The following is a 26340-nucleotide window of genomic DNA, read 5'->3' as shown; positions in this document are numbered from 1 at the left end:
CCCCATGTGCTCGGGCGCCGACACCCGACCCCTTCTCGAGGGTACCGTCCGGCCAATGCCGCGCGTGTCGGCTCAGGGCACCACATTGCTGAGCGCGAGAATCGCGTTCGCCAGAACCCAGGGGCCGATCTGCACGAGAAGCACGCCCGCGCCGAGGAGGAAGCCCAGCAGCGAGAACGCCGTGCCGCGCAGCGTTTCGTCTTGTCGCAGCTCCCGCCGTGCGGCCCCGGCGATGAGCACCGCGATACCGCCGAGGAGCATGTTGAACGGCGCAGGCAGGAACACCGCGACCAATCCGGCCGGGAACGCGAGGACCGCCTTGCCGGAGTAGCGGGGCGCGGAGGTCCCGCCGGGTGCTCCGGTGCTGTCCTCAACGGTCATGGTGCCCAGGCTACTGTGCGGGCCGCGCGGCTGGCCCCCTGGGCTGGGTCCAGCGGCCTTGCCGAGTGGGACGGGCATCCGTCAGAGTGGAACCAAGCCCGCGTCGCGGCGGTGAATGCGGAGATTCTCGCCACACGCCGGTGTCGAGGGCGGCGGATGCGGCGTTTCGCGAAGACGTCGCCTGTACGCACTCGTCGCAAGTGACGCCCTAACAGGAAGAGGGAACGACATGAGGATTCAGATGGCCAGCGTGTTCGTCGACGACCAGGCGAAGGCGCAGCAGTTCTACACCGAGGTGCTCGGCTTCACCACGAAGCACGACATTCCGCTGGGGGATGACCGCTGGCTCACGGTGGTGTCGCCGGAGAACCCCGACGGCACCGAGCTGCTGCTCGAACCCAGCGGCCACCCCGCCGTGAAGCCGTTCACCGAAGCTCTTGTAGCCGACGGCATCCCGTTCACCCAGTTCACCGTCGATGACGTCGCTGCAGAGTACGACCGGATGCTGGCGCTCGGGGTGCGCTTCACGCAGTCGCCGACGGAGATGGGCCCGGTGACCACCGCGGTGTTCGACGACACGTGTGGCAACCTGATCCAGCTGGTCAGCCCGGTCTGAGGTCGGGACGGGAGCGCAGCGGCGGCCCCTGCGTTCAGTTGCGGACTTCGCACAGTGCCCGGGCCGTTTCACTGTGCGAAGTCCGCAAATGAGTGGACTCCGCGGGCGAACGCATCCGTCAGCGGCCACGTCGGGCCGCACCGCCCGCCTCACGCCCTCGCCGGGCTACAGCCAGCGGCGCTGCTTGAAGATGCCCCAGAGGCCCAGCCCCATCAGCGCCATCGCGGCGACAGCCAGGGGGTACCCGAACTGCCAGTGCAGCTCGGGCATGCTGTCGAAGTTCATCCCGTAGATGGTGCCCACCAGGGTAGGCGCGAACAGGATCGCCGCCCACGCGGAGATCTTCTTCACCTCCTCGTTCTGCGCCAAACTCACCTCGGTGAGCCGTCGGGTTTCTTCGTTCTGAGCCAGTCCGGCCTCGGAGAGCCGGCGCATCTCGTCGTTCTGCTGCTGCGTCACGAGGGTGGAGTGCACGGTCAGCGCGTTCTCCAGCAGCACCCGGAACGAGTCGGCCCGCTCGCCCACACGCAGCACGTGGTCGAGCACGTCGCGGAACGAGCGCTGCAGTTCCTCGTCGACCCGGTACTTGTCCGAGCCGCGCAGCAGCCCCTCGAGCATGCCGCGCAGCGGCCCGGTAGCCCGCTGGAACGCGATCACCTCGCTGAGCAGCTGGTAGATGCGCCGCGACACGTTCGGTTCGCCGCCGAAGAGCTGGTCCTCGATCTCATCGATGTCGTTCTCCAGGCCCGCGATCACCGGCCCGTAGCCATCCACGACCTCGTCGAGCACGGCGTGCAGCACGGCCTCGGGCCCGCGGGCCAGCAGCGCCGGGTTCGACTCCATCCGGCGGCGCACATTCGCCAGGTCGGGGTTCTCGGCGTGCCGCACGGTCACCACGAAGCCCGGCCCGATGAACACGTGCACCTCGCCGAACTCCACGGTCTCCTCGGCGTCGAGGTACCAGGCCGGACGCAGCACCACGAACAACGTTTCACCGAAGCGCTCGAGCTTGGCCCGCTGGTGGCCCTTGAGCGCGTCCTCCACGGCCAGCGGATGCAGCGAAAACTCGTCGGCCACGCTGCGGATCTCACTCGCATCCGGGCGGTACAGGCCGATCCATGCCATGCCGGCATGCGCGTGTAACTGCGCGTAGGTCTCGTCGAGGCTGTGCGGGCTCGCGGTGCGTCGTCCGGTCACGTAGATGCCGTTGTCGATGAGTGCCATGGTCGTACTCCGTCGGTCGGTCGACGAGAGCGCGCAAGCAAGCCGGGGGAGGAACCGCGCGTCAGGACTCGACGGCAGACGGAAGGCCACCCCACGCAGGGAGGTTCAGGAGGCGCACCATCTCAGCGCGGGCTGCTCCCGATGAAGTCAGAGAGACAGGACGAAGACGACACCCGCAGGGGAGATGGAGCGCGGACTATCACCAGCCACGGCCGCTCACCCGCCTTCGATCGAAGTGTGTCGTGGCCCTGCCTGGGCCTCGAATACCGTACCACCCGAAAACGACGGATGCGGCGCGCTTCGCTGCACCCCGTACGGCGGGATGCGCCACCTATAGCTGGCGCATTCAGCCGTACGGGGTGCACCGGCCATCCCAGGACGGTCCCGAGCGGGCTTGCGGGACGCAACCGACACGCTGGTCGAGCCTGTCGAGACCCCGCGAGCTGGTTTCGGGGACTCTGCCGCGGCATCCGCAGGGCGGGTCGCTGGGTTTCGACAAGCTCAACCACCGTGTGGGCGCGTCACGTAGGGAAGGCGCGAGCCGGTCTCGGCAGCGCAACCCCACGCTGGTCGAGCCTGTCGAGGTCATCGCGGGACAGCCTGCGGGACGCAACCGACACGCTGGTCGAGCCTGTCGAGACCCCGCGGGTCGGTCTCGGGGACTCTGCCGCAGCATTCGCAGGCCAGGTCACCAGGTTTCGACAAGCTCAACCACCGTGTGGGCGCGTCACGCAGAACCGCCGCGAGCCGGTCTCGGCAACGCAACCCCACGCTGGTCGAGCCTGTCGAGACCCCGCGGGACAGCCTGCGGGACGCAGCCGACACGCTGGTCGAGCCTGTCGAGACCCCGCGAGCCGTTAGACCGGCGCGACCACGTTGTGCCGGCCGATGGGCAGCATCATCGGGCGGCCGGAGGTGGGGTCCTCGAGCACCCGGCTCGAGAGCCCGAACACCGCCTGCACCGTCTCCTCGGTGAGCACCTCGTGCGGGGTGCCTACCGCATGCACGCGGCCATCCGCCAGGGCGATCAGGTGGTCGGCGTACCGGGCGGCGAGGTTGAGGTCGTGCAGCACCATCACGATGGTGGTGCCGCGGGCCCGGTTGAGATCGGTGAGCAGGTCGAGCACCTCGATCTGGTGGCTCACGTCGAGGAACGTCGTGGGCTCGTCGAGCAGCAGCAGGTCGGTCTGCTGGGCCAGCGCCATCGCGATCCACACCCGCTGGCGTTGGCCGCCGGAGAGCTCGTCCACGGCCCGGTCCGCCAGCACCGCGGTCGAGGTGGCGTCGAGCGCCGCGGCGACGGCCTCGTCGTCCGCAGCGCTCCAGCGGGAGAACATCCGCTGGTGCGGGTTGCGGCCGCGGCCCACCAGGTCGGCCACGGTGATGCCCTCGGGCGCGATCGGTGATTGCGGCAGCAGCCCCAGCGTGCGCGCCAGTTCCTTGGCGGGCATCCGGTGCACCTGCTTGCCGTCGAGCAGCACCTGGCCGGCCCGCGGCGGCAGCAGCCGCGACATCGAGCGCAGCAGGGTGGACTTGCCGCAGGCGTTGGCGCCCACGATCGCGGTGATCCGCCCGGCCGGCACGACGAGGTCGAGGCCGTCGATCACGGTGTGGTCGCCGTAGCCGAGGGTGAGGTTCTCCACCGCGAGGGTATGAATGACTGTCACAGGGAGCCTCCGGCGCGGTTGGTGCGGATGATGAGATAGATCAGGTACGGCGCTCCGAGAACACCGGTGACGACGCCCACGGGAAACCGGGTGCCGAACGCGTACTGGCCGGCGAAGTCGCCCACCAGCACGAGCAGCGCGCCCACGAGCGCGGCCGGCACGAGCAGCGAGACGCCGGGTCCCACGATGCGGGATGCGATGGGTCCGGCCAGGAATGCGACGAACGCGATGGGCCCGGCCGCGGCGGTGGCGAACGCGATGAGCCCCACGGCGGCGATGATCATGATCACTCGGGAGCGTTCCACGCGCACCCCCAGCGCGGATGCGGTGTCGTCGCCGAGCTGGCTCATCGACAGGTTGCGGGACTGGCCGAGCAGCACCGGTGCGAGCACCAGAAGAGCCACGAACACGGGCAGGGTCTGCGTCCAAGTGCTGCCGTTCAGGCTGCCGGTGAGCCAGCGCATGGCCACCTGCAGGTCCCACTCGGCGGCCTGGGAGAGCACGTACGCGGTCATGCTGTCGAGCATCGCGGCCACGCCGATGCCGATCAGGATCAGCCGGGTGCCGGCCACCCCGCCCTTGTACGCCAGAGCGTAGATGGCCAGCGCCACGACGAGACCCGAGACGATGGCGACGATCGAGACCGCGGTGGACCCGTAGCCCAGCACGATGATCGCGAACGCCGCGGCGGCACTGGCGCCGGAGCTGATACCGATGATGTCGGGGCTGGCCAGCGGGTTGCGCAGCATGGTCTGGAACGTCACGCCGCCCAGGCCGAAGCACAGCCCGGCGAGCACGGCCAGCGTGGCGCGGGGCAGCCGCAGCCGGCCCACCGTGAAACCGGCGCCGGGCACGTCCTGGCCGAACACCACGCCCAGCACATCGGCGGGGGAGTAGTTGGTCTGGCCCACCATCAGGCTCACCAGGTAGCCGGCCACGATGAGCAGCGCCAGCACGGTGATCACGGTGCGGTGACGGATGCGGCGGCGCGCGCGGCTCTGGGCCACGGTCTGCGCCGTCGAACCGGTCGGGTGGGTCGCCAGAAGGCTCACAGTTCACGCACCTTGCGGCGGCGCACGATGTAGATGAACACGGGGGCTCCGATGAGGGCGGTGAGGATGCCGACGTCGATCTCCGCGGGCCGGGCGATGATGCGGCCGATCACGTCGGCCCCGGTGAGCAGGGCCGCGCCGAGCACGGCCGAGAACGGCAGCAGCCAACGGTGGTCGACGCCCACGAGAAGTCGGCAGGCATGCGGCACGACGAGCCCGACGAAGCCGATGGGCCCGGCCACGGCGGTGACCGCGCCGCAGAGCACGACGGCGCCGATCGCCGCAGCGCCGCGGGCCACGGCCACCCGTTCGCCCAGACCCGCGGCGAGGTCATCGCCGAGCGCCAGCGCGTTGAGCGCCCGGGCGGAGAGGAAACTGAGCACAAAACCCACGATCAGGAACGGCGCCACGACGCGGATGTTCTCCATCGTCGCCCCGCCGACGCCGCCGATCTGCCAGGAGCGCACGCTGCCGGCGATGTCATTGCGGGGCAGCACCACGGCGGTGACGAACGAGGCCAGCGCCGCGGAGGTGGCCGCCCCGGCCAGCGCGAGTTTGAGCGGGGTGGAGCCGCCGCGGCCGAGCGAGCCGATCGTGTAGACGAACAGCGCGGTGGCGCCGGCGCCCACGATGGCCACCCAGATCATCGAGGTGGCGCTGCTGAGCCCGAAGTAGGCCATGCCGCTCACCACGGCGAGGGCCGCGCCCACGTTCACGCCCAGGATGCCCGGGTCGGCCAGCGGGTTGCGGGTCACGCCCTGCATCACCGCGCCCGACATGCCCAGAGCGGCCCCGGCCACCACGGCCAGCAGCGTGCGGGGGATGCGGGTGGCGACGGCGGCGCGGTCGAAGCCAGCCGTTGCCCCACCGAGCGCCGCGAGAATGTCATCCCAGCCGACCTCGCGGGAGCCGATGGTGATCGACGCCAGCATCAGCAGGGTGAGCACACCGAGTGCGGCGAGCAGCCACAACGACCGCAGCCGCTTCGGGCGTCGCACACGGGCGACGCTCGAAGCGGCTGATGAAACAGGGGAAAGAAGGGTCACTTCGCGTTGTCGGCCGCAGCGGCGAGCAGTGCCGCGTAGTCGTCGAGGATGTACGAGATCGACAGCGGGGTGGGGTTCGCGGCGGTGCCCATGGGGCCGTCGCCGGAGAGGTTCACGATGGACTTGTTGGCCACCGCGGGGATCTGCGAGAGCAGCGGGTCACCCTCGAGGGTGGCGACCAGGTCGGCGCCGCCGTAGGTGACGATCACGTCGACGTCGTTGAACGCATCCGCCTGCTCGGCGCTCTGGGTGAGCGAGTACAGGTCGGTGGTTGCGGAGGCCTTGACGATGCTCGGGGCGCTGACCATGCCGAGGTCGTCGAAGAACATCGTGCGGGTGTCGTGCGTCGTGTAGAAGCTGACCTCGCTGAGGTCGGCCTCGTCGACGTGGGTGAGGAACATGACGGTTTTGCCCTCGAGCGACGGGTACTTCGCGGCGGTGTCGGCGATCTCGGTCTCGAGTTCGGCGATGAGATCGTCGCCCTCGGCGACCATGCCCAGGCCGGCGGCGTTCTGCGAGATCATGTCGCGCCAAGACGTACCCCAGGCGTTCTCCGGGTAGGCCACGACCGGCGCGATGGCGCTGAGGGTGTCGTAGTCCTCCTGGGTGAGGCCGGAGTAGGCGGCGAGGATCACGTCGGGATTGGTGTCGGCGACGGCTTCGAAGTCGATGCCGTCGGTTTCGTCGAAGAGCACGGGGGTCTCGGCGTCGAGCTCATCGAGCTTGGCCTTCACCCAGGGCAGCATTCCGTCGTCGTCATCGTCACCCCAGGTGGCTGCGGCCATGCCCACGGGCACCACGCCGAGGGCCAGCGGCACCTCTTGGTTGGCCCAGTTGACGGTGGCCACGCGCTCGGGCTTGGCGTCGATCACGGTCTCGCCGAAGGCGTGCTCGATGGTGATCGGGGTGAAGTCGCCGGATGCGGCGTCGGCCGAGTCGGCGGCGGGGGAGGACGAGCAGCCCGCCAGTCCCAGGGTGAGAACGGCGGCGGCCGTGAAGGCTATGAAAGCGGATGCGCGGGGCATGGTTTTCCTCGTGATCGTGGTGCAAAGGGTCAGGGAGTGGACCGACGGCGCTGTGATGCCGCGCCCCGCCGTCGCGCGCAGGGGTCCAGCCCGGGCGCTGCGTAAGGGTTGCCTAACCTTACCAGGACGCTGCGGCCCGTCCGCAAGTCGCTGGATCTCGACAAGCTCGATCACCGATGGGTCGCGGCTGTCCCGTCCGTCGCGCCCGTCTCGCCCGTCCCGTCGGTCGAGCTTGTCGAGACCTGGTGACCCGCTCTCGAGTCGCGGCCATCCCGTCGGTCGAGCTTGTCGAGACCCGGTGACCCGATCTCGAGTCGCGGCCGTCCCGTCGGTCGAGCTTGTCGAGACCCGGTGACCCGCTCTCGAGTCGCGGCCGTCCCGTCGGTCGAGCTTGTCGAGACCTGGTGACCCGCTCTCGAGTCGCGGCCATCCGTCGGTCGAGCTTGTCGAGACCCGGTGAGGGCCGTTGCGACAGCAGAATGGGCCTCGGGACCTCGGCGCCCTCGACCGCCAGCAGGGCTCTCGCACGTATCGCACTGGCCGCGCGCCACGCAACCGGGTTGTCGGTGTCGGTGCGGGTCCGTACCGTTGAAGGATGAAAATCGGATACAAGCTGATCGCCGAGGGATTCGGTCCCCAGGAACTCGTCCGCCAAGCCGTGCGCGCCGAACAGGCCGGCTTTGATTTTGTGGAGATGAGCGACCACTTCCACCCCTGGGTGGAGGCCCAGGGCCACTCGCCGTTCGTGTGGAACGTGCTCAGTGTGATCGCCGCGAAGACCACCACGCTGGAGCTCGCCACCGGGGTCACCTGCCCCAGCGTGCGCTACCACCCGGCCATCATCGCCCAGGCGGCTGCCACCCTGGCGCTCCTCTCCGACAACCGGTTCACCCTCGGTGTCGGTGCTGGTGAGCGCCTCAACGAGCACATCGTCGGTCGCGGTTTCCCCGGTATCCACGAGCGGCACGCCACCTTCGACGAGGCCCTGGACATCATCCGGTTGCTTTGGAAGGGCGGCTACCAAAACTACGACGGCAAGTACCTCAAGCTCGAAGACGCCCGTGTCTTCGATCTGCCCGACGTGCTTCCCACCATGGCCGTGGCGGTGAGCGGGCCCAGGTCCGTCGCGCTGGCGGCCGAGCACGGCGACGGGCTCTTCGCCACCGAGCCCAAGGCCGACCTCGTCACCGGATACCGTGACGCCGGCGGCACCGGGCCGCTCTTCGCCGAGGCGCCGCTGGCCTGGGCGCGCACCGAGGAGGCCGCTGTGAAGGCCGCCCACTCCACCAATTCCTGGGCGCTCGGCGGTTGGAAGGTGATGAGCGAGCTGCCGAACCCGGTGAACTTCGAGGCCGCAGCCGCCACGGTGCGTGAGGACGACATCCGTGAGCAGTTCGCCTGCGGCCCGGATGTGGACCGGCACCTCGAGGTGATCGGCCAGTTCACGGATGCCGGCTTCGACCACATCGCCCTCATGAACGCCGGCCCCGACCAGGATGGCTTCTTCGACTTCTTCGAGCAGGAGCTGCGGCCCCGGTTGCTCGCCGAGAGCACCCGATGAGCCCGGCGAAGGCCGTGCTCTTCGACATCGACGGCACCCTGGTCGACTCCAACTACCTGCACATCGACGCCTGGCAGCGCGCCTTCCAGACGCTCGACACCGACGTCGAGGCGTGGCGTATCCACCGGTCGATCGGGCAGGATGCCGGCCAGCTGCTGACGTCGCTGGTGGGGGAGCGGCCGGACGACTGGGTGAGCCGGGCGAAGGAGCTGCACGCCGAGAACTACAAGCAACTCGCGCCTCGGTTGCGGGTCTTTCCGCAGGCGCGGGAACTGCTCGCCGCCCTGGCCGAGCGGGGAATCACGGTGGTGCTCGCCACCTCGGCGCCCGAGGAGGAGCTGAAGATCCTGCTCGATCTGCTCGACTCCGATGACGCCATCCACGCCACGACTAACTCCGATGACGTGGATGTGGCCAAGCCCGACCCCGACATCGTGCGGGTGGCCTTGGAACGGGCTGGGGTCGAGCCCGCCGAGGCGCTCTTCATCGGCGACTCGGTGTGGGACATGCAGGCGGCGGCCCGGGCCCGGGTGCGGTCGCTCGGCGTGCTCTCAGGCGGTATCGCCGACGAGCTCCTCGTCGACGCCGGCGCCTGGACCACCTTCGAGGGCCCCGCCGCACTCCTCGACCAACTCGATGCCCTGGGCCTGAGCGCCTGACCCGGCGCCGAGCCGCCCCGCCCACCGTCGGTCGAGCTTGGCTTCCCTGATCGAGCCGGCCCATCGTCGGTCGAGCTTGTCGAGACCTCGTGAGCCGACCTGCGGACGCGGGCGCGCCCCCGGTCTCGACAAGCTCGACCAGTGGGACAGGCCCGACCTGCGGAGAACGCCCACTCCGCGATGAACGAGAGCATGTCCTAGTCGAACTCGCCCTGGTAGGCGCGGTAGACCCCGTGCGGAGCGCCCGGGTAGACCTTGAGCGTGCCGTGCTCCACCAGCTCCGCCGACTTCAACGCTGCCGCGGCGATCGGCACGATCTGGTCGTCGTCACCATGCGCGAGGAAGATCGGCCTCGGTGAGGTCTTGGTAGAACTGCGAGCGGTCCTTGAGTACACCGGCGCGGATGCCGTCGAACGCCTCGATGGGGTGCCCTCGGGATTGCTGTCGGTCATTGCCATTAGCGGCGGAACGGCCCCGGCGGTGATGACCTTGGCGACCCGTCCTTTGCCGTGCTGGGCTGCGTAGCGCACCACTTCGCCGCCACGTGGCTCCGGTGGCCTACTATCTCCGCGTCAGCCGCGGCACCATGTACTGAAGGCCGGAAAGTTACAACGTGCCGGTGCTTGACCGCGCAGTCAAGACCGTCTCCAGTATCGTGACACCCGAGTTGTCGGCCTCGAGGCCGTGAATCTCGTCCAACAGCTTGCGCGCGGCCAGGGCGCCGATGTCCTCGAATGGCACGTTGATCGTGCTGAGGTCGAGCAGGGCGGACGTCTCATGGCCGTCGAAGCCGATGATCGACACGTCGCGACCCGGCGTCAGGCCGCGGTCCCGCAATGCCCGGATCGCTCCGTAAGCCATTTCGTCAGAGAAAGCGACGACTGCGGTCGGGGGATCGGCAGCGTCAAGCAGCCTTTGCATAGCCTGTGCGCCCCCTGCGATCGTAAAGGCGCCCGGCACAACCATCGCCGGATCAACGGTGAGGTGAGCGCGCGCCATGGCGTCGTTGAAACCCAGGTGGCGCTGGTATTCCAGAACACCAGGATCGTGCGCCTCGCGGCCATGAATCAGGGCGATACGAGAGTGGCCGAGGCCTATGAGGTGTTCGGTCGCGACGACGGACGCGGCACGGTCGTCGATCTGAACGCTCGAGCCCCACGGGCCTTGATCGCCGAACAGAACTAACGGCATCTTTAGCTTCGAGATCTCTTCGACATCGGGGCTGTGCAGGGCGAGGGACAGCACGATGAAGCCGTCGACTCTCCGCGCTAGACGTTTCCGGGGCGGAACGGGGTGCGGGTCGCTGGGGTCCCCGGTGCAGTACAACAGGAGGTCCATGTTGGTTCCCCGCAACGCGCTTTCGATCCCTGTCAGCATGCGTTGAAACGCCATCCGGTCCACAAAGGGCGTGATCACGCCGATGCTGTCCGCGCGACCGGTTGACAGGGCCGCTGCCGCGGGCGAGCCAACGTAGTTGAGGCGGTCGGCGACCTGCTGTACGTGCTGCTGGATCTCCGGGTCGACGGTCGCGAACCCACGCAGCGCGCGGGAAACCGTCGCCGTCGACACTCCCGCCACACTGGCGACGTCTTTTAGCGTGACGCTCACGGCCCCTCCTCGCTATCTACGCTGCCCAGCATACAGTGAGCGCGCATGCACTGCGTAAGCGATTACTTGCCGTTATAAGTTCGCAACATATGTCTTTAAAGCGTTGCTATCAGGTTTTTTCTATTTTGCCCGTGAAGATCAATCACTACAAAGTAATCGGTTACTTGACAGATTTGAGATTAGCTTGCATTCTTTTCATGCCGCGCAGCACGAGCACGAAGACCCGTCGTCTGACCCGGCCAGGCCGCAACACAGCTCAAAGGAGAGATTGAAATGCACAGCAAGAAGCGCCTTGTCACTACCGCAGTCGCCACAGCGACTGCGGGCCTGCTCGTAATGCTCACAGGATGCTCCGGATCTGCATCTGAGGGATCCGACGACGGCAAAGGGCCCATTACCTTCGCGTCAGGGAAAGACCTGACCGGGGCTATGCCGCAACTCATCGACATGTGGAACAAGGAAAACCCCGATCAAAAGGTCACCTTTTTGGAGTTGTCCGCCTCGCCTGATGATCAGCGCACATCGTTTGTTCAGGACTTCCAGGCCAAGAGCGGCAACTACGACGTCGTCTGGGGCGATGTTGTCTGGACCTCGGAGTTCGCCGCCTACGGATGGCTGGAGGAGCTCGATCCCGCCAAGGTCGCCGGCGACGATATTCTCCCCGCCGCAGTGGAATCAGCAACCTACGACGGCAAGGTGTGGGCTGCTCCCTTCATGACTAACGCCGGATTGCTGTACTACCGGTCCGACCTGATCGACACGCCGCCCACCACCTGGGCGGAGCTCGCGGCCGACTGCGAGATCGCCAAGGCGAACAGCATGGACTGCTACGCCGGTCAATTCGCCCAGTACGAGGGCCTGACCGTGAACGTGGCCGAAGCGATCAACTCCGCGGGAGGTTCGTTCCTGAGCGAGGACGGAAAGTCCGTGGCCGTGGACTCACCCGAGGCCCGCGCCGGCCTGGGGCACTTGGTGGACATGTTCAAGAGCGGTGACATCAACCCCGCCGGCATCACGTACCAGGAGCAGGAGAGCGCGACTGCCTTTCTCGACGGCGATGTGATGTTCCTGCGCAACTGGCCCTACGTGTTCACCGCGGCGAGCGAGGAAGGCTCGGCGATCAAGGGCAAGTTCGGCATCGCTCAGCTGCCAGGACAGGACGGGAACGGCGTGTCATCGCTCGGCGGTATCAACCTGGGCGTCTCGGCGTTCTCCAAGCACAAGGAGACGGCCAAAGCCTGGGTCGAATGGATGCAGTCCGACGAAGCGCAGCGCGTGCTCGTCAGCGTGATGAACCAGGCCTCGGTACGTAGTGACCTGTACTCGGATGCCGAACTGGTCACGGTGTCCCCGTACCTGCCGACCCTCGAGCAGTCCGAACTAACGGCCGTTCCGCGCCCCCGCACACCTAACTACAACGCCGTGAGCCTGGCCATTCAGAAGAACGCCTACGCCGCCCTGCAGGGCACGATGTCGGTGGACCAGGCGATCACCCAGATGGCTGCAGACCTCGGACAGGCCATCAAGTAGAACCCGCACCCAGAACCAGAAGGCGAGTCATGTCGATCTCACTGAGGCCCGCTCTGCGGCGCACCCAAAAATCCCGCCCCGGTCCCGAAAGGGATGGCGGACTCGCCTTCTGGCTGGTCATTCCGTCGATAGTCGTGCTGACGCTGGTCATCGCCTTTCCCGTCGGCTCGTCTATGGTCCGTTCCCTGTTCGGCGACGGGATCGGCGAGGTCCCGTTCGTCGGCCTGGACAACTACGCGCAGGCGCTCTGGGGTTACTACGCCCCGGAATTCTGGGCGGCCACCGGTGTGACCTACCTGTTCGCCGCGGTGACCATCGTGCTCGAGACCCTCATCGGGCTCGGCATGGCCCTCGTCGCCAACCGGGCCTTCCGCGGGCGCGGGCTCATTCGCACTAGCGTTCTCATCCCCTGGGCGGTGCCCACCGCCGTGGCGGCCGTGCTCTGGAAGTGGGCCTTCGACCCGCAGGGTATCGTCAACGCCCTCACCGGATCGGACATCATCTGGACCGGATCGGCGGTTCCGTCCATGGTGGCGATTATCGTCGCCGATACCTGGAAGACCGCCCCGTTCATCGCCCTGCTGGTGCTCGCCGGCCTGCAGGTGATCCCCGATGAGGTTTACGAGGCCGCCAAGCTCGACGGCGCTGGGGCGTGGAAGCGGTTCGTCTTCGTCACCCTGCCGCTAGTCAAGCCGGCGCTCCTGGTCGCGGTGCTGTTCCGGCTGCTCGATGCCCTGCGTATGTATGACCTGCCCGAGATCATGACCAACGGCGCGAACGGCACATCCACCCTGTCGGTGCTGGTTGTGCAGTCCACGCTCAGTCAGCTGAAACCCGGATACGGCGGCGCGCTTTCGACGCTGACATTCATTCTTATCTTCATCACGGCCTATCTCTTCGTGCGGCTCCTCGGAGTGAACGCCGTCGAGCAGGCCGGCGGCAAGAAAGGCCAAGGGAAATGACCTCGTCAACCCTCCTCGAGTCGACCCCCGTTCGCAGGACCGCCCGGCCGAACGCTACCCTGCGGGCGCGTCCAGCTCCCACGTGGGGCACTATCGGCACCTACACTGCGCTGGCCGCGATCACGATCTTCTGCCTGGCACCGTTCTACTGGATGCTCGTCACCAGCCTCAAAGGCCCCGCCGACATCTTCGACAACTCGCTGCTGCCGCTCGCGCCGACGCTGGAGAACTACGCGGCCGTCTTCGGCGCGCAGAACACCTTTGTCTACGCGCTGAGGAACTCGCTGGTGATTGCGGGCAGTGTGACAGTCATCGCGCTGTTTTTCGGCGTCACCGCCGCCTACGCCATCGCCCGGCTCGACTTTCGTGGCAAGAACGCCGTACTGGGCCTGTTCCTGGCGACCTCGATGTTCCCCGGTGTGGCAATCCTCACCCCGCTCTTCCAGCTCTTCGCCGATCTGGGCTGGATCAACACCTTCCAAGCGATGATCATCCCCGATGTGAGCTTCGCCCTGCCGCTCGGCGTCTACATTCTGGTGAGTTTCTTCCGCGCCATGCCGTGGGAATTGGAGGCTGCCGCCCGCGTGGACGGATGCACCCGCGGTCAGGCGTTCCGCAAGATCATCCTGCCGCTGGCGGTGCCGGGAGTCTTCACAACGGCCATTCTCGTCTTCATCTCGGCGTGGAACGAGTTCATGATCGCCAACGCGATGTCGCAGACCCCAGACGCCCAGCCCGTAACCGTGGCAATCGCCCAATTCACCGGCATCTCGCAGTACGACAAGCCCTACGGCACCCAGATGGCGGCAGGAGTCATCGTGACCATTCCGCTGATCATCCTGGTGCTCGTCTTCCAACGCCGCATCGTCAGCGGTCTCACCGCCGGAGGAGTGAAATGAGCGGGCTGCGGGTTCTCATCGTCGGCGGCACGGGCATCATCAGCTCAGCGGTCGTCGCCGAGGCTTTGCGCAAGGGGCACGACGTGCACACGCTCACCCGGTCGGGCACCAACCCGCAGCCGTCGGTCACTACGGCACATCGGGCCGATGTGCGCGACGGTCGCTCCGTAGAGCGGGCCATCGCCGGGCTGCACTTCGATGCGGTCGTACAGTTCGTCGCCTTCGAGGCTGAACATGTGCGGGCCGACATCGCCATCTTCTCCGGCCACACCGACCAGTACATCTTCATCAGCTCAGCGTCGGCGTACCAGACCCCGCCGCGCAGTCTGCCTGTCACCGAGTCCACGCCGCTACGCAATCCGTACTGGGAGTACTCCCGCAACAAGATCGCCTGCGAAGACGAACTCGTCGCCGCCTACCGACACAGCGGGTTTCCCGTGACCATCGTGCGCCCCTCACACACCTACAACCACACTATGGTGCCCTTCGACGGCGGGTGGACGGTCGTAGAGCGCATGCGACAGGGTCGCCCCGTGGTGGTGCCCGGCGACGGCACCTCGCTGTGGACGATCACGCACCACACTGACTTTGCCCGCGGCTTTGTCGGCCTCTTCGGGCGCGACGAGGCGATCGGCGAAGCCTTCCACATCACGTCCGACGAAGCGCTCACATGGAACGCGATCTACGAACACATCGCGCGGGCCGCCGGAGTGCAGCCCGACCTCGTGCACATCGCCTCCACGGCCATCGCCGCCGCCGACCCCGTCTGGGGCGCCGCGTTGCTCGGTGACAAGGCCAACTCGATGGTGTTCGACAACACCAAGATCAAACGCCTGGTGCCCGAGTTCACCTGCCGCGTGCCGTTCGCCCGGGGCGCCGAGGAGATCATCGCCTGGCATGACGAGCATCCCGAAGCCCGCGTCACTGACCCGGGTGTGGATGCCGTCATGGATGCACTCGTCGAGGCCTACCGGCCACGCTCACCGCTTCAGTCGCGTTCACCGCTTTCGACCCTCTAGAAAGGCTGCTCCACCATGAAGTACACCACCCTCGGACGTTCCGGGCTCGCTGTCTCCACTCTCACGCTCGGCACGATGACCTTCGGGTCCGAAACCGAAGCCGAGGAAGCACACGCCCAGCTCGACCAGTACACGGCCGCTGGCGGGACCATGCTTGAAACGGCGGATGTCTACAGTGGCGGCCATGCCGAGGAGATCGTGGGCGAATGGCTGCGCGGGCAATCGAATGCCGCACGGGACCGGCTCGTGATCGCCGGCAAGGGTCGCTTCCCCGTGGGCGTTGACGCGCGCGATTCCGGCACTTCACGTCGACACCTTCGTCGCGCGTTAGAGGGCACTCTCGGGCGGTTGGGCGTCGACCACCTCGACCTGTACCAGGTACATTCCTGGGACCCGGTCACACCGCTGGATGAGACTTTAGGATTTCTTGACTCAGCAGTGCAGTCGGGCAAAATCAGCTACGCAGGACTGTCCAACTTCCTCGGTTGGCAGATCGCCCAGGCGGCGTCGAACGTGCGTGGGAGGTTCCCGCTCATTTCCATGCAGCCGCAGTACAACCTGCTCGCGCGCGAAGTGGAGTGGGAGATCTTGCCGGCTTGCGAGGCCAACGGGTTGGGCGTGCTGCCGTGGTCGCCTTTGGGCGGCGGATGGCTGGCCGGTAAGTACTCCCAAGAAAGCCGGCCGTCCGGCGCCACCCGACTCGGCGAGGATCCCGAGCGTGGGGTGGAGGCCTACGACCTGCGCTCAGGTGAGCCGCGCACGTGGCGGGTGCTGGAGGCGCTGCAGGGCATCGCTGAGGCGCACGGCCAATCGATGTCGCGAATCGCGTTGGCGTGGCTGAGCGCTCAACCCGCTGTCAGCTCCGTAATCCTCGGTGCACGCACCACTCGGCAGCTTGCCGACAACCTCGGCAGTGTAGAGGTCATGCTTTCCGCGGAAGATCTCGCGACTCTCGATAGGGCCAGCGACCCCGAGCCGTCTGCATGGCCTTACGGTGCGGCTGGTCGTGAGCAACGCTCCCGGGCTCTCGCCTAGATCAATCCGGAACTCGATCGCACCCGGGTGCCGGGCCTCGGCGCGTCCATCGCCGAGGCCCGGCGGCGGACTTCACCGACGCAGTCCTGACACACCACCACTGGGGAATGGACAGGACGGCCCCACCCTGGAAAGCTGAGCCGACGCCGCCATCACCCCGATGCCTCAGGCGCATGGGGGAGTGGACAATATGCGGCACAATTCTGCGTCGAACAGCAAGGGTTACGCGGTCATCGACTTCGAGACCACCGGCCTGTTCGCCAAGTCGAGCCACCGAGTCATCGAAGTGGCCGTGGTGCACGTCGACGAGAGCGGTCGCATCACCGGCAGCTGGGACACCCTGATCAACCCGAGCCGGGATCTCGGACGGCAGGACATCCACCGCATCCGGGCCGCCGACATCATGCAGGCCCCGGATTTCGCGCACGTCGCCCCACAGCTCATCGAACTGCTCTCCGGACGGGTGATTGTGGCACACAACGCGCGCTTCGACATCAGTTTTCTGCTCGCCGAGCTGGACCGCCTCACCTACGGAGCGGGCCTGAACCTCGAAGGCCTGTGTACCATGCAGCTGGCCCGCGATTTTCTACCGGGCTCCGGCCGCAAGCTATCCGACTGCTGCGCGGCCTATGACATCCCGCTCATCGACGCCCACCGAGCCCTCGCCGATGCGGTCGCCACCGCGCATCTGCTCGGCGCGTACATCGCCGACGATCCGGATGCGCCCATCTGGGCGGCGCATCTCGCCGCTGCGGCAGCCGCACCGTGGCCGCCCTTCCTAGGCGACCCTGCTGTCTGGGTGTCCCGCGATGATGTCGTGCCGTCCGGACCGGTGGTTCCTGCCTCCTGGCTCGACCGCATCACGGTGAAGATGCCTGAGTTCGCCGGCCCGGCGGAGCAGCTCGACTACCTCGCACTCCTCGATCTGTGCCTCCTTGACCGGGAGCTGTCCGCCCACGAGGCACAGGCGCTCGTGCAGCTCGCCGAAGACCTCGGCATCGACCGGGCCACCTGCGTGGCTCTGCACGAGCGTTACTTCACCGACCTCGTGGCCCTTGCCTGGGCCGACTCCGTGCTTACCGAGGGAGAAATTGCAGACCTCATCACGGTCGCTCAGCTGCTCGGGCTTCCTTCCAGCGCCGTGGCTGCAGCCCTACAACCTCCGCAGCTCATCGTCGCGGTGGCGCCGGCGGAGCCCGCACAAGCCCGTTTCATGCTGACCGTGGGCGACATCGTCGTGCTCACCGGGGAGATGCAGCGGCCCCGCGCCGACTGGCACGCCGAGCTCATCCACCGGGGGTTCGTGCCTGGCGCCGGGGTAACGAAGAAGTCCCGGCTGGTCGTCGCGGCCGATCCGGACTCATTGTCGGGCAAGGCACGTAAGGCCCGGGACTACGGCATCCCGGTTGTGAGCGAAGCCGGTCTGAGCTCGCTGCTCGAGCGCGCCTGAACCGCCTACCGGCACGTGATCGATTCAATCGCCGCGTATTCAGCGTCGATCTTGCTTCCATGTTCCACGAGCAGGAACCAACTTCAGCAACTATGGGGCGCAGCCTATGCGTTGATATCGTTGTCGCGCCGTCAGGCGTATCGCTCAGGTTTACGGTGATTGTCGCTGCCGGGCAGTCTTCACGCACAGTCACCGACCATGCCCAACAGCCGAATCCGGCCTGACAATCTTCGGGCAGGGATGCCGTTTCTGTGACCACTTCCACGTCGGCGCCAGAGAGAATATCGCTGGGCGCCACGGTCGAGTCGGGAGTCGTGTTGAAAGCCGTCCAGACGATGATCGCAAGGAGGACCGTCGCTGCAGCTATCAGACCCGTGGCTGCGAAGGCGGCAAACCTTGATCTGGGTGCTGCCGTCGATTGGGTTTGGGAAGGACGGTACGGGTCTTCCGTTGTCCACCGTGCCTGTTGCGATGGAGGCGGTGAATTGTTTGACTGAGTGGGCTCCGCATCGTCAGTCGCCGCCGCGGAGGCGGCGCGACCAGCGTGGGCCAGGAGAAACTCGCGTGCTTCGGTTACCCGGACGAACTCGGAGCTCGCGGCAGCCAGGTCCGATTTGGGCGCGCCAGCAAACCGGTCTGGATGGGTCATCCGCGCCCGAAGCCTATACGCCTGTTGAATCTCTGCTGCCGACGCCGTTGGTGGCACGTTGAGGATTGCGCTAGCGGACTCAGGGGTCATCTATCGAGCCAGTCAACGATGGGGGAGCATTCGCCTTGCAAGTCCAGGCTCGACCGGCTCACTCCGCGCGGACTCGCCCTTAGGTGCCAACGAGCTGGATGCATCACCAATATCCCGTCAGTTCCCAAGCGTTGGAGTAGTACCCATACCAAGGTAAGAGGGAATCTCGAGGGGCCGCCAACCCCAATGCGGGGCAGTCACCTCTCCGCCAGTCGCAGAGAGCGCCTGACCTCGGTTTGCTAGATCACTCACGTGAGCCGACCTAGCCGTGACAACTGTCACGGTCGGCGATGACACCAGGTCACTTCCGGGCGCCACCCGGACTTGATTGGCTGGTCTCACACCACCGCAGCGCCCCCGCCGCCCGGCCAACCGAGACGAGTCCTATGAAGAAACCCCTGCGCATCGCGCTCTCCACCCTCGGCGTGCTCGTGGCGATTCCGGTGCTGCTCGTCGCCACGACCGCTGTGGTCAACGCCGTCGCCACGGCCTCCGAGGCCTCCTCGATCGCCGACTACGGGCAGCGGGTTCCCGTCGACGGCAAGGAGATGAACGTGGTGCTCAGCGGCGACGGCGATCAGACCATCGTGCTGCTGCCGGGACTCGGCACCGCCGCGCCCGGCCTCGATTTCCAGCCCCTGATCGACGAACTCGACGACACCTACCGGGTTGTGGCGGTCGAGCCTTTCGGCACCGGACTGAGCGACCAAACCGACACCCCGCGCACCGCCGCGAACATCACCCGGGAGGTGCACGAGGCGCTCCAGTACCTCGACGTAAACCGGTACGTGCTGATGGGCCACTCCATCGCCGGCATCTACGCCGTCACCTACAGTGCCGCCTACGCGGACGAACTCGTCGCATTCGTCGGCATCGACAGCAGCGTGCCCGACCAGCCCGGCTCCGACGAGCCGATTCCGGCCGGCCTGATCTCGACGCTGAGCACCCTGGGCATCACCCGAGCCCTCACCGGGCTGGCACCCGACCCTTACCTGAGCCTGCCCTACGACGAGCAGACCATCGAGCAGATGAAGCTGCTCAGCAGTAAGAACGCGGGCGCCCCGACACTGGTGAACGAGATGGACAACACTCCCGCCAACTTCGCCGCGGTCAGCGGGCAAACCTTCCCCGCCGACCTCCCGGTGCTGCTCTTCGTGCAGTCCACCGACACCGATGTGGACGGTTGGGTCGCCCTGCACGACAAGCAGGCCGCGAGCGTCGACACCGGCCAGGTGATCCCCCTCACCGGCGACCACTACCTGCACCACACCCTCTCGCCCGAGATCGCCCAGGGCACCACGGACTTCCTCGCGACGCTCTCGATACGCTGAGACCATGACGCCCACCGCGCAGGCCGCGCCGACCGCCGACCTGCGCATGATGCGCCGCTCCACCGTGCTGACGCTCGGGCTCGTGGTGCTCGTCGGCGGCTTCGTGCAGCTGTTGTTGGGCGTCAACCTGCCGCCGACCCCGCGGATGATCCTGCTCGCGGTGCTCACGCTGGCCGCCGTCGCCGCCGCGCTTGCCGCCATTCCGCTGCTGCTCCGGGTGTCGGGCGAGGCCGCGCCGACGCATCCGCTCGTGCTCGCCCTGATCGGTGCCAGCGGAGCGGCGTGGCTGCTGGCCGTGCCGGCGCCGTTCGCGGGGTGGGGCTGGGCGTTCCTGTTCGCTTTGGCCGGCGGGGTGCTCAGTTGCCTGGTGAACGGATGGTGGAAGGCCACGGTGGTGCTCGGCACCTACGCGGTCATCGTCGGCGGCGGCCTGATCGGCCTCCTCACCGCCCCGGCCGTCGTCGCCTCGGCCGGTGCGGACGACACGGCCGACCTCATCGTGCTCGGCACCCTCGCCCTGTTCACGCTGATGCCGTTGAGCGCGGTCTGGGCGTTGCAGGTGGTGCTTCGGTTGGAGCACGCCCGGCAGACCGCGGCCGAGCTCGCAGTGGCGAAGGAGCGGCTCCGATTCGCCACGGACCTGCACGACATCCAGGGCCACAACCTGCAGGTGATCGCGTTGAAGAGCGAGCTGGCCGAACGGCTGCTCACCGCACGCCCCGAGCAGGCCGCCCGCGAGATCGCCGACATCCGGGTGATCGCCCAAGCGGCCCTCGACGACACCCGCGCGGTCGTGAACGACTACCGCACGGTCACCGTGGCCGTGGAGGTGCGCAACGCCGCAGCGGTGCTGCGCTCCGCGGGCATCCGCTGCGAGGCCCGCATCGAAACGCCCGGCATGCCCACCGGGATCGGCGCCGTGTTCGCCGTCGCGATCCGGGAGGCGGCCACGAACGTGCTCCGGCACAGCCGTGCCACCGAGGCCACTATCGAGCTGGTGCTCGCGGACGCGGAAGAGTACCGGTTGACGGTGAGCAACAACGCTGCCGGTGCCGTGCGGCCCGGCGGAACGGGCCTGTCCGGCCTCGCCCACCGGGTCGCCGCGCAACACGGCACGGTCGAGACCACCCGCACCGACGACATCTTCACGCTGGTGGTGCGGGTGCCCGCGACGGATGCCGCCGCCCCCGACCCGGCGCAGGCCGGCGCTTCTGACGATGGCACGCCCGCCGACGGCCGAGTCCCAGCCGCCGCACGAACCCGACGGGAGGCCAGCCGATGATCCGGATCGTGATCGCCGATGACGAGGAACTCATCCGCGGCGCCCTTGTGGCCTTGCTCTCGCTCGAACCCGACCTCGAGGTCGTCGCGGACGTCGCCGACGGGGAGGAAGCGATGGCCGCGGCGATCACGCACCGCCCCACGATCATGCTGCTCGACCTGGAGATGCCCCGGCTCGACGGCATCGATGCCGCCCAACGGCTGCTACGCCTGGTGGACACCCAGGTCATCATCGTCACCCGACATGCCCGGCCCGGCACCCTGAAACGCGCGCTCGCCGCCCGAGTGCGCGGCTTCGTGCCCAAGTCCACCCCGGCGTCGGAGCTGGCCACGATCATCCGCTCGGTTGCTGCCGGCGAGCGGTACATCGACGCGCGCCTGGCCACCGCGGCGCTCACCGAGGAGGAGAACCCGCTCACACCCCGCGAGGTGGACGTGCTCCGGCTGGCCCGGGACGGCCTGGCCACCCGGCACATCGCGAAGCAGCTCGGCCTCGCGCACGGGACGGTGCGCAACCACATCTCCGCCGCGATGGCCAAGCTCGCAGCCGACTCGCGCACCGCGGCGGCGGCGGCCGCGTGGGAGCAGGGCTGGATCTAGCTAGCGCGGGAATGCTGGCCTGGACGAGCCTGTCAAGTCCCCGGGAGGTGTCTGCGTGCGGGGCTCGCTGGGTCCACGATTCGTAGGTCGTCTCACTTGGTTTCGACAAGCTCAACCAGCGAAGCGGCCGCAGGCATCCGATTAGACGGAAACGCGCGCCATGATCGCCCAGTGCGGCCGATGCCCCGGCCCGGTGCGGGTATGGGTCTCGACGACGTCGAAGTGAGCGGAGCGCAGCTCATCACTCAGGGCGTCGACAGGCCAGCGATAGGCGGTTGTGACGGCGTGCTCGAACTGCTCGAGCGTCGGGCCCTCGAAGAACCCGAGCAGGAGTTCCCCGCCCGGGCGCAGCACTCGCGCGCACTCGGCCAGGGCGCCCCGCAGAGAGCTGGGCTCATGGTGAATGAGGGAGTACCAGGCGAGCACGCCGGCGACCGTGCCGGGTGCGTTGGGCAGCGCTCCAATGTCGCCGAGGTCGAAGGGCACCCCGGGATGGGTGCGTCGGGCATGGGCGATGAAGCTCGGGACCAGGTCCACGCCTTGCACGTCGACCCCACGAGCGGCCAGGTGGCCCGTCCATTGTCCGGGGCCACACCCGGCATCGATCAGGGGGCCGTCGAGCCGCTCAGCCCATTCGGTAACCACGTGCAGATCCAACATATGGACCGACGTCATCGAGCCCAGTCGCTCCGAGTACTCCAGGGCGCGGCGGGTATACGCGGCGGTGATGTCGGGCGTCATACTTCCGAGCCTAGGACGCAGGACACGCACACGTGGTGGCATTACTTCGGGATCGCGCGGGTCGGGGTCCGCTCCTGGCTAGAAGGCAGACTCGAGCCAATCGGAGACGGCGGCGCGGGCGGCGGCGGGTTGCTCATGGCTGAGGAGGTGGCCGGCACCCTCGATGACCGTGAACCGGGCTGTCGGCAGCGCGGCCGCCGTTTCTTCGGCGGCCGCGAGGGGGATGAGCCGGTCCTGTGCTCCATGGATGATGGCCGTGGGACACGTGATGGACGGCAGTATCGAGCGAAGGTCGGCGCGCTGCACCACGGCCTTCTGCTGGCGGAGAAAGGCCGCCGAACCGACCGGCTCGGCCATGGCGCGCCAGGTAGCTAGAAGGGCGCCGTTGGATTCGTTCTCCGCTGCGACAACGCCGGGAAAGGCAGCGTCGACCAGGGCGGTGAACTGCCCGTCTTCCACCAGGGCGGACTGGCGGGCCCGCGCCTGCGCTTGCTCGGCGGTGTCCGCGCGGGCGGAGGTGCTCACCAAGGCCAGGGCGGTGACCCGCTCGGGCGCCTGCCGGATCACTTCCAGGGCCACATACCCGCCCATGCTGGTGCCGAGAACAGCGAACTCGCCGGCATTCTCGCGCAGAATACGAGCGGCCATGGCCGCGATCGTGTCATCGCGGCGGGTGTCTGCCAGGGTGACCTGGCCATGGGTCCAGACGGTATCGAGCACGGGCGCGTACGCAAGGGCGGAGCAGAGCAGCGGTGGAATCAGGATTGTTTTCACGTGGTCAGTCTGGCCGGAGGCACCGACATCGGCCGGGTATGGCCCGACACGGCCACGGTGCTGTCCGAGGCCGGCAGGTTAGCGCGCCGCGAGGGTCGTGAGCAGCGCGGCCGGCAGTTCCGGCTCGGGCAGCGTCACCGCGAACAGGGTTCCGTTGGTGCGCTCCACGACGAGGGCGGGACCGCCCGCCACCACGATGGCAGACCGGCCGGGCATGATGCGGTAGCCCCAGCCGCCCCACTCCATCGGCACGATGGTCTCGGTGCGCGCCGACACGATCTGGTCGAGCCGCAACCGCCGCAGCGGCACCCCGAAAGCAGATATCACCCGCAGTCCGCGGCGGTCCACGCTCACCCGCAACCGGCCGAAGGCCAGGCACGACAGCGCTACCAGCCCCACCGTCACCGCGCCGCCGGCTCCCGGTCCGCCGAGCGCCACACTGAGCACCGCGAGCGCCACCGTGGCCAGGCCCAGAATGGCGGCGAGCCAGAGGAACAGTGGCACGTTCACCGTGGTGAACCAGGCGCCGGTCTCGCTCTCGGCCAGCGGCACCGAGACGGGGGAGTGCTGCTGGGGCTCAATCGGGCGCCGCGGCGACAGCACGAACGGAACCAGCCCGAAGGCGCCGGCCAGCACACCGAGCAGCGGCCAGCCGCCCGAGTCGGGTTCCGGCGTCCCGCTCACCAGGACGAGCCCGGCCGTCACCAGCCAGATGCCCGTGCCCAGTCCGGCAGCACAACCCGCGACGAGCAGCAGCGTGCGACGGATGTCGGCGGTGCGGCGGGAGAGAGCGGCCAGCCCGGCCAACGCGGCGAGGAGGGCGATGCCGCCGGTGATCGCCAGCATGAGCGCCTTCGGCGACGTGGAGGTGACCTCGGTCCCGTTCCACTGTCGGGGCAACTCGGCGGGAAGTTCGTCGTACCACTGCAGCGCCGTCACCAGGACGGTGACAACCGGCAGCCACAGCAACCCGACCGCGAGCCGGTCGCGCCCGGTGGCGCGCGGGTCGAGCGCCGGGACGGCGTCGATGGTGGTCTGGTCTGGCATGGCTCAGCCTCTCTTTTGGATCAGGGTCAGCACATCCGGCAGGGTCACGCCGAGCTTCCGGGCCTCGGCGAGCAGAGCGTCGGCCAGCTCGGCCAGGCGCACCGTGCCGGCGCCGGCATCCGCCCGCACCGAGGCGCCGCGGCCCTGCCGCATCTCCAGAATCCCGTCGTCCCGCAGCTGCTTATAGGCGCGCAGCACGGTGTGCATGTTGATGTCGAGGGCGCTGGCCAGCTCGCGAGCGGGCGGCAGCCGGGTGCCCGGCGCCAGGGAGCCGTCGGCCACCGACGCGCGCACCTGCACGGCCAACTGGTCGGCGATGGACACCGACGACGCCTGATCAACCCGAAACAACATGTTTGCAATGTTACTAGAACAATGCGACGTGCCAAGCCCCCGTCCGGCCTCACAGACCTCCGCGGCGGGTGCGCACTGCGCCGTGCCGGCGTCACTGCTCCTCGTGCCGCTGACCGCGCCCGATATAGCGGGTGCGGTCGCCGACAAGTGGTGCAGTGACGGATGGTCTTCCGCCTTCTCCCCGCATGTGGGAGCCGAATAGATCGTCCGGGTGCCGCCGCCTGAGGTCGTCCCGGTCAGAGACGGCCACGGCAGGGACTTCGTTCAACTTCCTGGGACCCGTGGCCCGCGCTCGAGGCGATCAGGACAACGGGGGCTGCGGCGCCGGCGGCTCCTGCTCCGTGCGGAACCCGATGGCCTTGTGGCTGCCGTCACAGAAGGGCTTGAGCGAGGAGACCCCGCAGCGACAGAGTGCCACGGTCTTCCGCCGCGGCGGAATCACCTCGCCCGTGGGCGTGAGAATCTCGAACGGCCCGCGCACCAGCAGCGGACCGTTCGGGTACGCGGTGATGCTCACCGGCTCGGTGGCACCGGTGTCGGGCTCGTCGTCCCACTGGTCGTCAAACCGCTTGGCAGGCCGGGCGTCGGGCTGGGCGGGCTCGGTCATGCGGGCACCGCGGCAGTCTGCTGCACTCGCAGGGCCGAGCTGCCGGCCGTCCAGGCGTCGATCTGCTGCGCGCCGGCCAGGCCGTCCACGTAGAGTCCGGCCGCGGCGCCGAAAAAGACGTCCTCGAGCAGCTCCGGTTCGTCGGTGGCGAGGGACCCGGCCAGGTCGCGGGCGGCGATCTGCTCGTGCACCGCATCCGCTTCGACGTGCTCGTCGAAGTAGAAGGTGACGTCGGCGTCGTAACCCAGCCGCCGGAATCCGTTGCCGTAGAGCCGGTTGGGCAGCGACGAGGTCATCTCGAAGGCGGCGAGGTGCCCGGCGATGGCGCCGCGCAGCCGGCGGTGGGTGCCGAACATGGTCATCATGTTGCTCGAGGCCAGCGTGATAGCCGGCACCACGTCCACGTAGTGGCCGTTGGTGGCGTCCAGGCCCACTCCGCGCATCGTTCGGGCGAACAGCTCGGCGTGCATGCGGTCGAACCGGCCGCCGCCGTACTCGTCGGCCTGGATCTCCACGAGGGCCGCCTTCGCGTGGCGGCGCAGCCGCGGGATCGCCCAGGTGTGCGGGTCGGCCTCCTTGAGCTGGTAGATCGAGCGCAGAATGAGGAACTCCCGCGCCTGCTCGTCGGTGGCCTTCTTCGCCAGGTAGCGGGAGACGCTCGGGCCGGAGTCCGACCCGGTCAACTCGAACAGGGCCGCTGCGACGCTCTCCACGCCGGGCTCGGGCAGCTCGGGCACGGATGCGCGTTCGCGCAGTGCCTGCTCGAACGGGGCTTCGATCGCCGCGCACAGGGCAAGCACCTCGGGGTGCCATTCCCAGTCGTCGTCGACACCGTGCAGGCCGCTGTAGCGCAGCTCGTACGCCAGGAACAGCGCGGTCTGCAGGTCGTCGTCCTGCACCACATCGACGGTTTCGGCCAGAGCGGCGGCGGTGCGCTCGCGCAGCACCGCGGCAAGGGCGGCGTCGGGCGCGGTGGGGGAGCTGTCGAGGAGCTCGAGCAGGGCACCGCTGACCGGGCCTCGGGACGTGGGGATGCGCATGTGCGTTACCTCGCTAGTCGGCTGGCTGGGCGCGCCCGGGTGGCTGCGCCGCCAAGATGGCCGACTCTACACGCGACCACCGACACCGACAT

26 protein-coding genes and 1 pseudogene are annotated in these 26340 nt (G+C 68.0%); 12 read left to right on the top strand and 15 right to left on the bottom strand.

Annotated features, from left to right (window positions below):
- Positions 1-72: 72 nt before the first annotated feature.
- Positions 73-381, bottom strand: a complete 309-nt coding sequence (locus PA27867_RS13340; protein ID WP_066597115.1) for a hypothetical protein — start codon at positions 379-381, stop codon at positions 73-75.
- A 229-nt stretch (positions 382-610) separates the two neighbouring features.
- Here PA27867_RS13340 and PA27867_RS13335 point away from each other — a divergent pair, with 229 nt between their 5' ends.
- Entirely contained in the window at positions 611-997 is a 387-nt protein-coding gene (locus PA27867_RS13335) for a VOC family protein (RefSeq protein WP_066597114.1), read from the top strand.
- A 165-nt stretch (positions 998-1162) separates the two neighbouring features.
- Here PA27867_RS13335 and PA27867_RS13330 read toward each other — a convergent pair whose 3' ends face one another.
- The 5 genes from PA27867_RS13330 to PA27867_RS13310 form a co-directional block, all read right to left on the bottom strand.
- The gene (locus PA27867_RS13330) at positions 1163-2221 is read right to left on the bottom strand and encodes a magnesium and cobalt transport protein CorA (protein ID WP_066597112.1); all 1059 of its coding nucleotides are present in this window, start codon (positions 2219-2221) and stop codon (positions 1163-1165) included.
- Positions 2222-3078: 857 nt separating this feature from the next.
- On the bottom strand, positions 3079-3888 hold the full coding sequence (locus PA27867_RS13325) for an ABC transporter ATP-binding protein (protein WP_066597111.1): 810 nt from the start codon (positions 3886-3888) through the stop codon (positions 3079-3081).
- On the bottom strand, positions 3885-4940 hold the full coding sequence (locus tag PA27867_RS13320; protein ID WP_066597109.1) for a FecCD family ABC transporter permease: 1056 nt from the start codon (positions 4938-4940) through the stop codon (positions 3885-3887). Before PA27867_RS13320 ends, PA27867_RS13325 begins: the two co-directional genes overlap by 4 nt.
- Positions 4937-5938 carry a FecCD family ABC transporter permease gene (locus PA27867_RS13315; protein ID WP_236900709.1) on the bottom strand — a complete coding sequence of 334 codons (1002 nt, stop codon included), beginning with the start codon at positions 5936-5938 and terminating at the stop codon, positions 4937-4939. Before PA27867_RS13315 ends, PA27867_RS13320 begins: the two co-directional genes overlap by 4 nt.
- Positions 5939-5982: 44 nt before the next feature.
- A complete protein-coding gene (locus PA27867_RS13310; protein WP_066597104.1) occupies positions 5983-7011 on the bottom strand; it encodes an iron-siderophore ABC transporter substrate-binding protein in 1029 nt (342 codons plus the stop codon).
- A 595-nt stretch (positions 7012-7606) separates the two neighbouring features.
- Here PA27867_RS13310 and PA27867_RS13305 point away from each other — a divergent pair.
- Together PA27867_RS13305 and PA27867_RS13300 are read left to right on the top strand one after the other, a co-directional pair.
- Positions 7607-8572: a TIGR03557 family F420-dependent LLM class oxidoreductase gene (locus tag PA27867_RS13305; protein WP_066597102.1), complete on the top strand. Its 966-nt coding sequence runs from the start codon at positions 7607-7609 to the stop codon at positions 8570-8572.
- Positions 8569-9231, top strand: a complete 663-nt coding sequence (locus PA27867_RS13300) for an HAD family hydrolase (protein ID WP_066597101.1) — start codon at positions 8569-8571, stop codon at positions 9229-9231. Before PA27867_RS13305 ends, PA27867_RS13300 begins: the two co-directional genes overlap by 4 nt.
- Positions 9232-9428: 197 nt before the next feature.
- Here PA27867_RS13300 and PA27867_RS13295 read toward each other — a convergent pair whose 3' ends face one another.
- Positions 9429-9764 (bottom strand): hypothetical protein, encoded by a 336-nt coding sequence (locus tag PA27867_RS13295; protein WP_066597098.1) that lies wholly within the window; start codon positions 9762-9764, stop codon positions 9429-9431.
- A 73-nt stretch (positions 9765-9837) separates the two neighbouring features.
- Complete coding sequence (locus PA27867_RS13290; RefSeq protein ID WP_066597097.1) at positions 9838-10839, bottom strand: LacI family DNA-binding transcriptional regulator; 1002 nt, start codon at positions 10837-10839, stop codon at positions 9838-9840.
- A gap of 273 nt (positions 10840-11112) precedes the next feature.
- Between PA27867_RS13290 and PA27867_RS13285 the strand changes: the two genes are divergently transcribed.
- The 6 genes from PA27867_RS13285 (at position 11113) to PA27867_RS13260 (ending at position 17734) form a co-directional block, all read left to right on the top strand.
- Positions 11113-12369: an ABC transporter substrate-binding protein gene (locus tag PA27867_RS13285; protein ID WP_066597095.1), complete on the top strand. Its 1257-nt coding sequence runs from the start codon at positions 11113-11115 to the stop codon at positions 12367-12369.
- Positions 12370-12398: 29 nt separating this feature from the next.
- A complete protein-coding gene (locus PA27867_RS13280) occupies positions 12399-13331 on the top strand; it encodes a carbohydrate ABC transporter permease (protein ID WP_084021134.1) in 933 nt (310 codons plus the stop codon).
- A complete protein-coding gene (locus tag PA27867_RS13275) occupies positions 13328-14230 on the top strand; it encodes a carbohydrate ABC transporter permease (protein ID WP_066597093.1) in 903 nt (300 codons plus the stop codon). Before PA27867_RS13280 ends, PA27867_RS13275 begins: the two co-directional genes overlap by 4 nt.
- Positions 14227-15249 (top strand): SDR family oxidoreductase, encoded by a 1023-nt coding sequence (locus tag PA27867_RS13270; RefSeq protein ID WP_066597092.1) that lies wholly within the window; start codon positions 14227-14229, stop codon positions 15247-15249. Before PA27867_RS13275 ends, PA27867_RS13270 begins: the two co-directional genes overlap by 4 nt.
- A gap of 15 nt (positions 15250-15264) precedes the next feature.
- Positions 15265-16284 (top strand): aldo/keto reductase, encoded by a 1020-nt coding sequence (locus PA27867_RS13265; protein WP_066597091.1) that lies wholly within the window; start codon positions 15265-15267, stop codon positions 16282-16284.
- Between the two features lie 190 nt (positions 16285-16474).
- The gene (locus PA27867_RS13260) at positions 16475-17734 is read left to right on the top strand and encodes an exonuclease domain-containing protein (protein WP_066597088.1); all 1260 of its coding nucleotides are present in this window, start codon (positions 16475-16477) and stop codon (positions 17732-17734) included.
- Positions 17735-18281: 547 nt separating this feature from the next.
- Here PA27867_RS13260 and PA27867_RS21195 read toward each other — a convergent pair.
- Positions 18282-18473: pseudogene (locus PA27867_RS21195) on the bottom strand (J domain-containing protein); the annotation flags it as partial.
- 386 nt (positions 18474-18859) lie between these two features.
- Here PA27867_RS21195 and PA27867_RS13255 point away from each other — a divergent pair.
- The 3 genes from PA27867_RS13255 to PA27867_RS13245 are packed head-to-tail and all read left to right on the top strand — an operon-like array spanning position 18860 to position 21685.
- Positions 18860-19804 carry an alpha/beta hydrolase gene (locus PA27867_RS13255; protein WP_066597087.1) on the top strand — a complete coding sequence of 315 codons (945 nt, stop codon included), beginning with the start codon at positions 18860-18862 and terminating at the stop codon, positions 19802-19804.
- Between the two features lie 4 nt (positions 19805-19808).
- Positions 19809-21086: a sensor histidine kinase gene (locus tag PA27867_RS13250; protein WP_066597085.1), complete on the top strand. Its 1278-nt coding sequence runs from the start codon at positions 19809-19811 to the stop codon at positions 21084-21086.
- Complete coding sequence (locus tag PA27867_RS13245) at positions 21083-21685, top strand: response regulator transcription factor (protein ID WP_066597083.1); 603 nt, start codon at positions 21083-21085, stop codon at positions 21683-21685. Before PA27867_RS13250 ends, PA27867_RS13245 begins: the two co-directional genes overlap by 4 nt.
- Positions 21686-21826: 141 nt before the next feature.
- On the opposite strand, the gene PA27867_RS13240 is transcribed toward PA27867_RS13245, so the two are convergent.
- The 6 genes from PA27867_RS13240 to PA27867_RS13215 all read right to left on the bottom strand — a co-directional run bounded on the left by PA27867_RS13240 (position 21827) and on the right by PA27867_RS13215 (position 26248).
- On the bottom strand, positions 21827-22426 hold the full coding sequence (locus PA27867_RS13240) for a class I SAM-dependent methyltransferase (protein ID WP_066597081.1): 600 nt from the start codon (positions 22424-22426) through the stop codon (positions 21827-21829).
- Positions 22427-22504: 78 nt separating this feature from the next.
- A complete protein-coding gene (locus tag PA27867_RS13235; RefSeq protein ID WP_066597079.1) occupies positions 22505-23200 on the bottom strand; it encodes an alpha/beta fold hydrolase in 696 nt (231 codons plus the stop codon).
- Positions 23201-23278: 78 nt separating this feature from the next.
- Complete coding sequence (locus tag PA27867_RS13230; protein ID WP_066597077.1) at positions 23279-24247, bottom strand: DUF3093 family protein; 969 nt, start codon at positions 24245-24247, stop codon at positions 23279-23281.
- Between the two features lie 3 nt (positions 24248-24250).
- Complete coding sequence (locus tag PA27867_RS13225; RefSeq protein ID WP_066597074.1) at positions 24251-24601, bottom strand: GntR family transcriptional regulator; 351 nt, start codon at positions 24599-24601, stop codon at positions 24251-24253.
- A 301-nt stretch (positions 24602-24902) separates the two neighbouring features.
- Positions 24903-25208, bottom strand: a complete 306-nt coding sequence (locus tag PA27867_RS13220; RefSeq protein ID WP_084021130.1) for a CDGSH iron-sulfur domain-containing protein — start codon at positions 25206-25208, stop codon at positions 24903-24905.
- Positions 25205-26248 carry an iron-containing redox enzyme family protein gene (locus PA27867_RS13215; protein ID WP_066597073.1) on the bottom strand — a complete coding sequence of 348 codons (1044 nt, stop codon included), beginning with the start codon at positions 26246-26248 and terminating at the stop codon, positions 25205-25207. The genes PA27867_RS13220 and PA27867_RS13215 overlap by 4 nt, the downstream gene beginning before the upstream one ends.
- Positions 26249-26340 lie beyond the last annotated feature (92 nt).

Origin of the sequence: Cryobacterium arcticum (assembly GCF_001679725.1) — a bacterium.
GTDB lineage: Bacteria > Actinomycetota > Actinomycetes > Actinomycetales > Microbacteriaceae > Cryobacterium > Cryobacterium arcticum_A.
The sequence above is the reverse complement of the archived record's forward strand: the minus strand, read 5'-3'. Positions and strand labels throughout refer to the sequence as shown.

Bases quoted from the DNA above. Each gene is read 5' to 3' on its own strand.
- PA27867_RS13340 (WP_066597115.1), bottom strand. From the start codon at position 381: ATGACCGTTGAGGACAGCACCGGAGCACCCGGCGGGACCTCCGCGCCC.
- PA27867_RS13335 (WP_066597114.1), top strand. From the start codon at position 611: ATGAGGATTCAGATGGCCAGCGTGTTCGTCGACGACCAGGCGAAGGCG.
- PA27867_RS13330 (WP_066597112.1), bottom strand. From the start codon at position 2,221: ATGGCACTCATCGACAACGGCATCTACGTGACCGGACGACGCACCGCG.
- PA27867_RS13310 (WP_066597104.1), bottom strand. From the start codon at position 7,011: ATGCCCCGCGCATCCGCTTTCATAGCCTTCACGGCCGCCGCCGTTCTC.
- PA27867_RS13305 (WP_066597102.1), top strand. From the start codon at position 7,607: ATGAAAATCGGATACAAGCTGATCGCCGAGGGATTCGGTCCCCAGGAA.
- PA27867_RS13300 (WP_066597101.1), top strand. From the start codon at position 8,569: ATGAGCCCGGCGAAGGCCGTGCTCTTCGACATCGACGGCACCCTGGTC.
- PA27867_RS13285 (WP_066597095.1), top strand. From the start codon at position 11,113: ATGCACAGCAAGAAGCGCCTTGTCACTACCGCAGTCGCCACAGCGACT.
- PA27867_RS13280 (WP_084021134.1), top strand. From the start codon at position 12,399: ATGTCGATCTCACTGAGGCCCGCTCTGCGGCGCACCCAAAAATCCCGC.
- PA27867_RS13275 (WP_066597093.1), top strand. From the start codon at position 13,328: ATGACCTCGTCAACCCTCCTCGAGTCGACCCCCGTTCGCAGGACCGCC.
- PA27867_RS13270 (WP_066597092.1), top strand. From the start codon at position 14,227: ATGAGCGGGCTGCGGGTTCTCATCGTCGGCGGCACGGGCATCATCAGC.
- PA27867_RS13265 (WP_066597091.1), top strand. From the start codon at position 15,265: ATGAAGTACACCACCCTCGGACGTTCCGGGCTCGCTGTCTCCACTCTC.
- PA27867_RS13260 (WP_066597088.1), top strand. From the start codon at position 16,475: ATGCGGCACAATTCTGCGTCGAACAGCAAGGGTTACGCGGTCATCGAC.
- PA27867_RS13255 (WP_066597087.1), top strand. From the start codon at position 18,860: ATGAAGAAACCCCTGCGCATCGCGCTCTCCACCCTCGGCGTGCTCGTG.
- PA27867_RS13250 (WP_066597085.1), top strand. From the start codon at position 19,809: ATGACGCCCACCGCGCAGGCCGCGCCGACCGCCGACCTGCGCATGATG.
- PA27867_RS13245 (WP_066597083.1), top strand. From the start codon at position 21,083: ATGATCCGGATCGTGATCGCCGATGACGAGGAACTCATCCGCGGCGCC.
- PA27867_RS13240 (WP_066597081.1), bottom strand. From the start codon at position 22,426: ATGACGCCCGACATCACCGCCGCGTATACCCGCCGCGCCCTGGAGTAC.
- PA27867_RS13230 (WP_066597077.1), bottom strand. From the start codon at position 24,247: ATGCCAGACCAGACCACCATCGACGCCGTCCCGGCGCTCGACCCGCGC.
- PA27867_RS13225 (WP_066597074.1), bottom strand. From the start codon at position 24,601: ATGTTGTTTCGGGTTGATCAGGCGTCGTCGGTGTCCATCGCCGACCAG.
- PA27867_RS13220 (WP_084021130.1), bottom strand. From the start codon at position 25,208: ATGACCGAGCCCGCCCAGCCCGACGCCCGGCCTGCCAAGCGGTTTGAC.
- PA27867_RS13215 (WP_066597073.1), bottom strand. From the start codon at position 26,248: ATGCGCATCCCCACGTCCCGAGGCCCGGTCAGCGGTGCCCTGCTCGAG.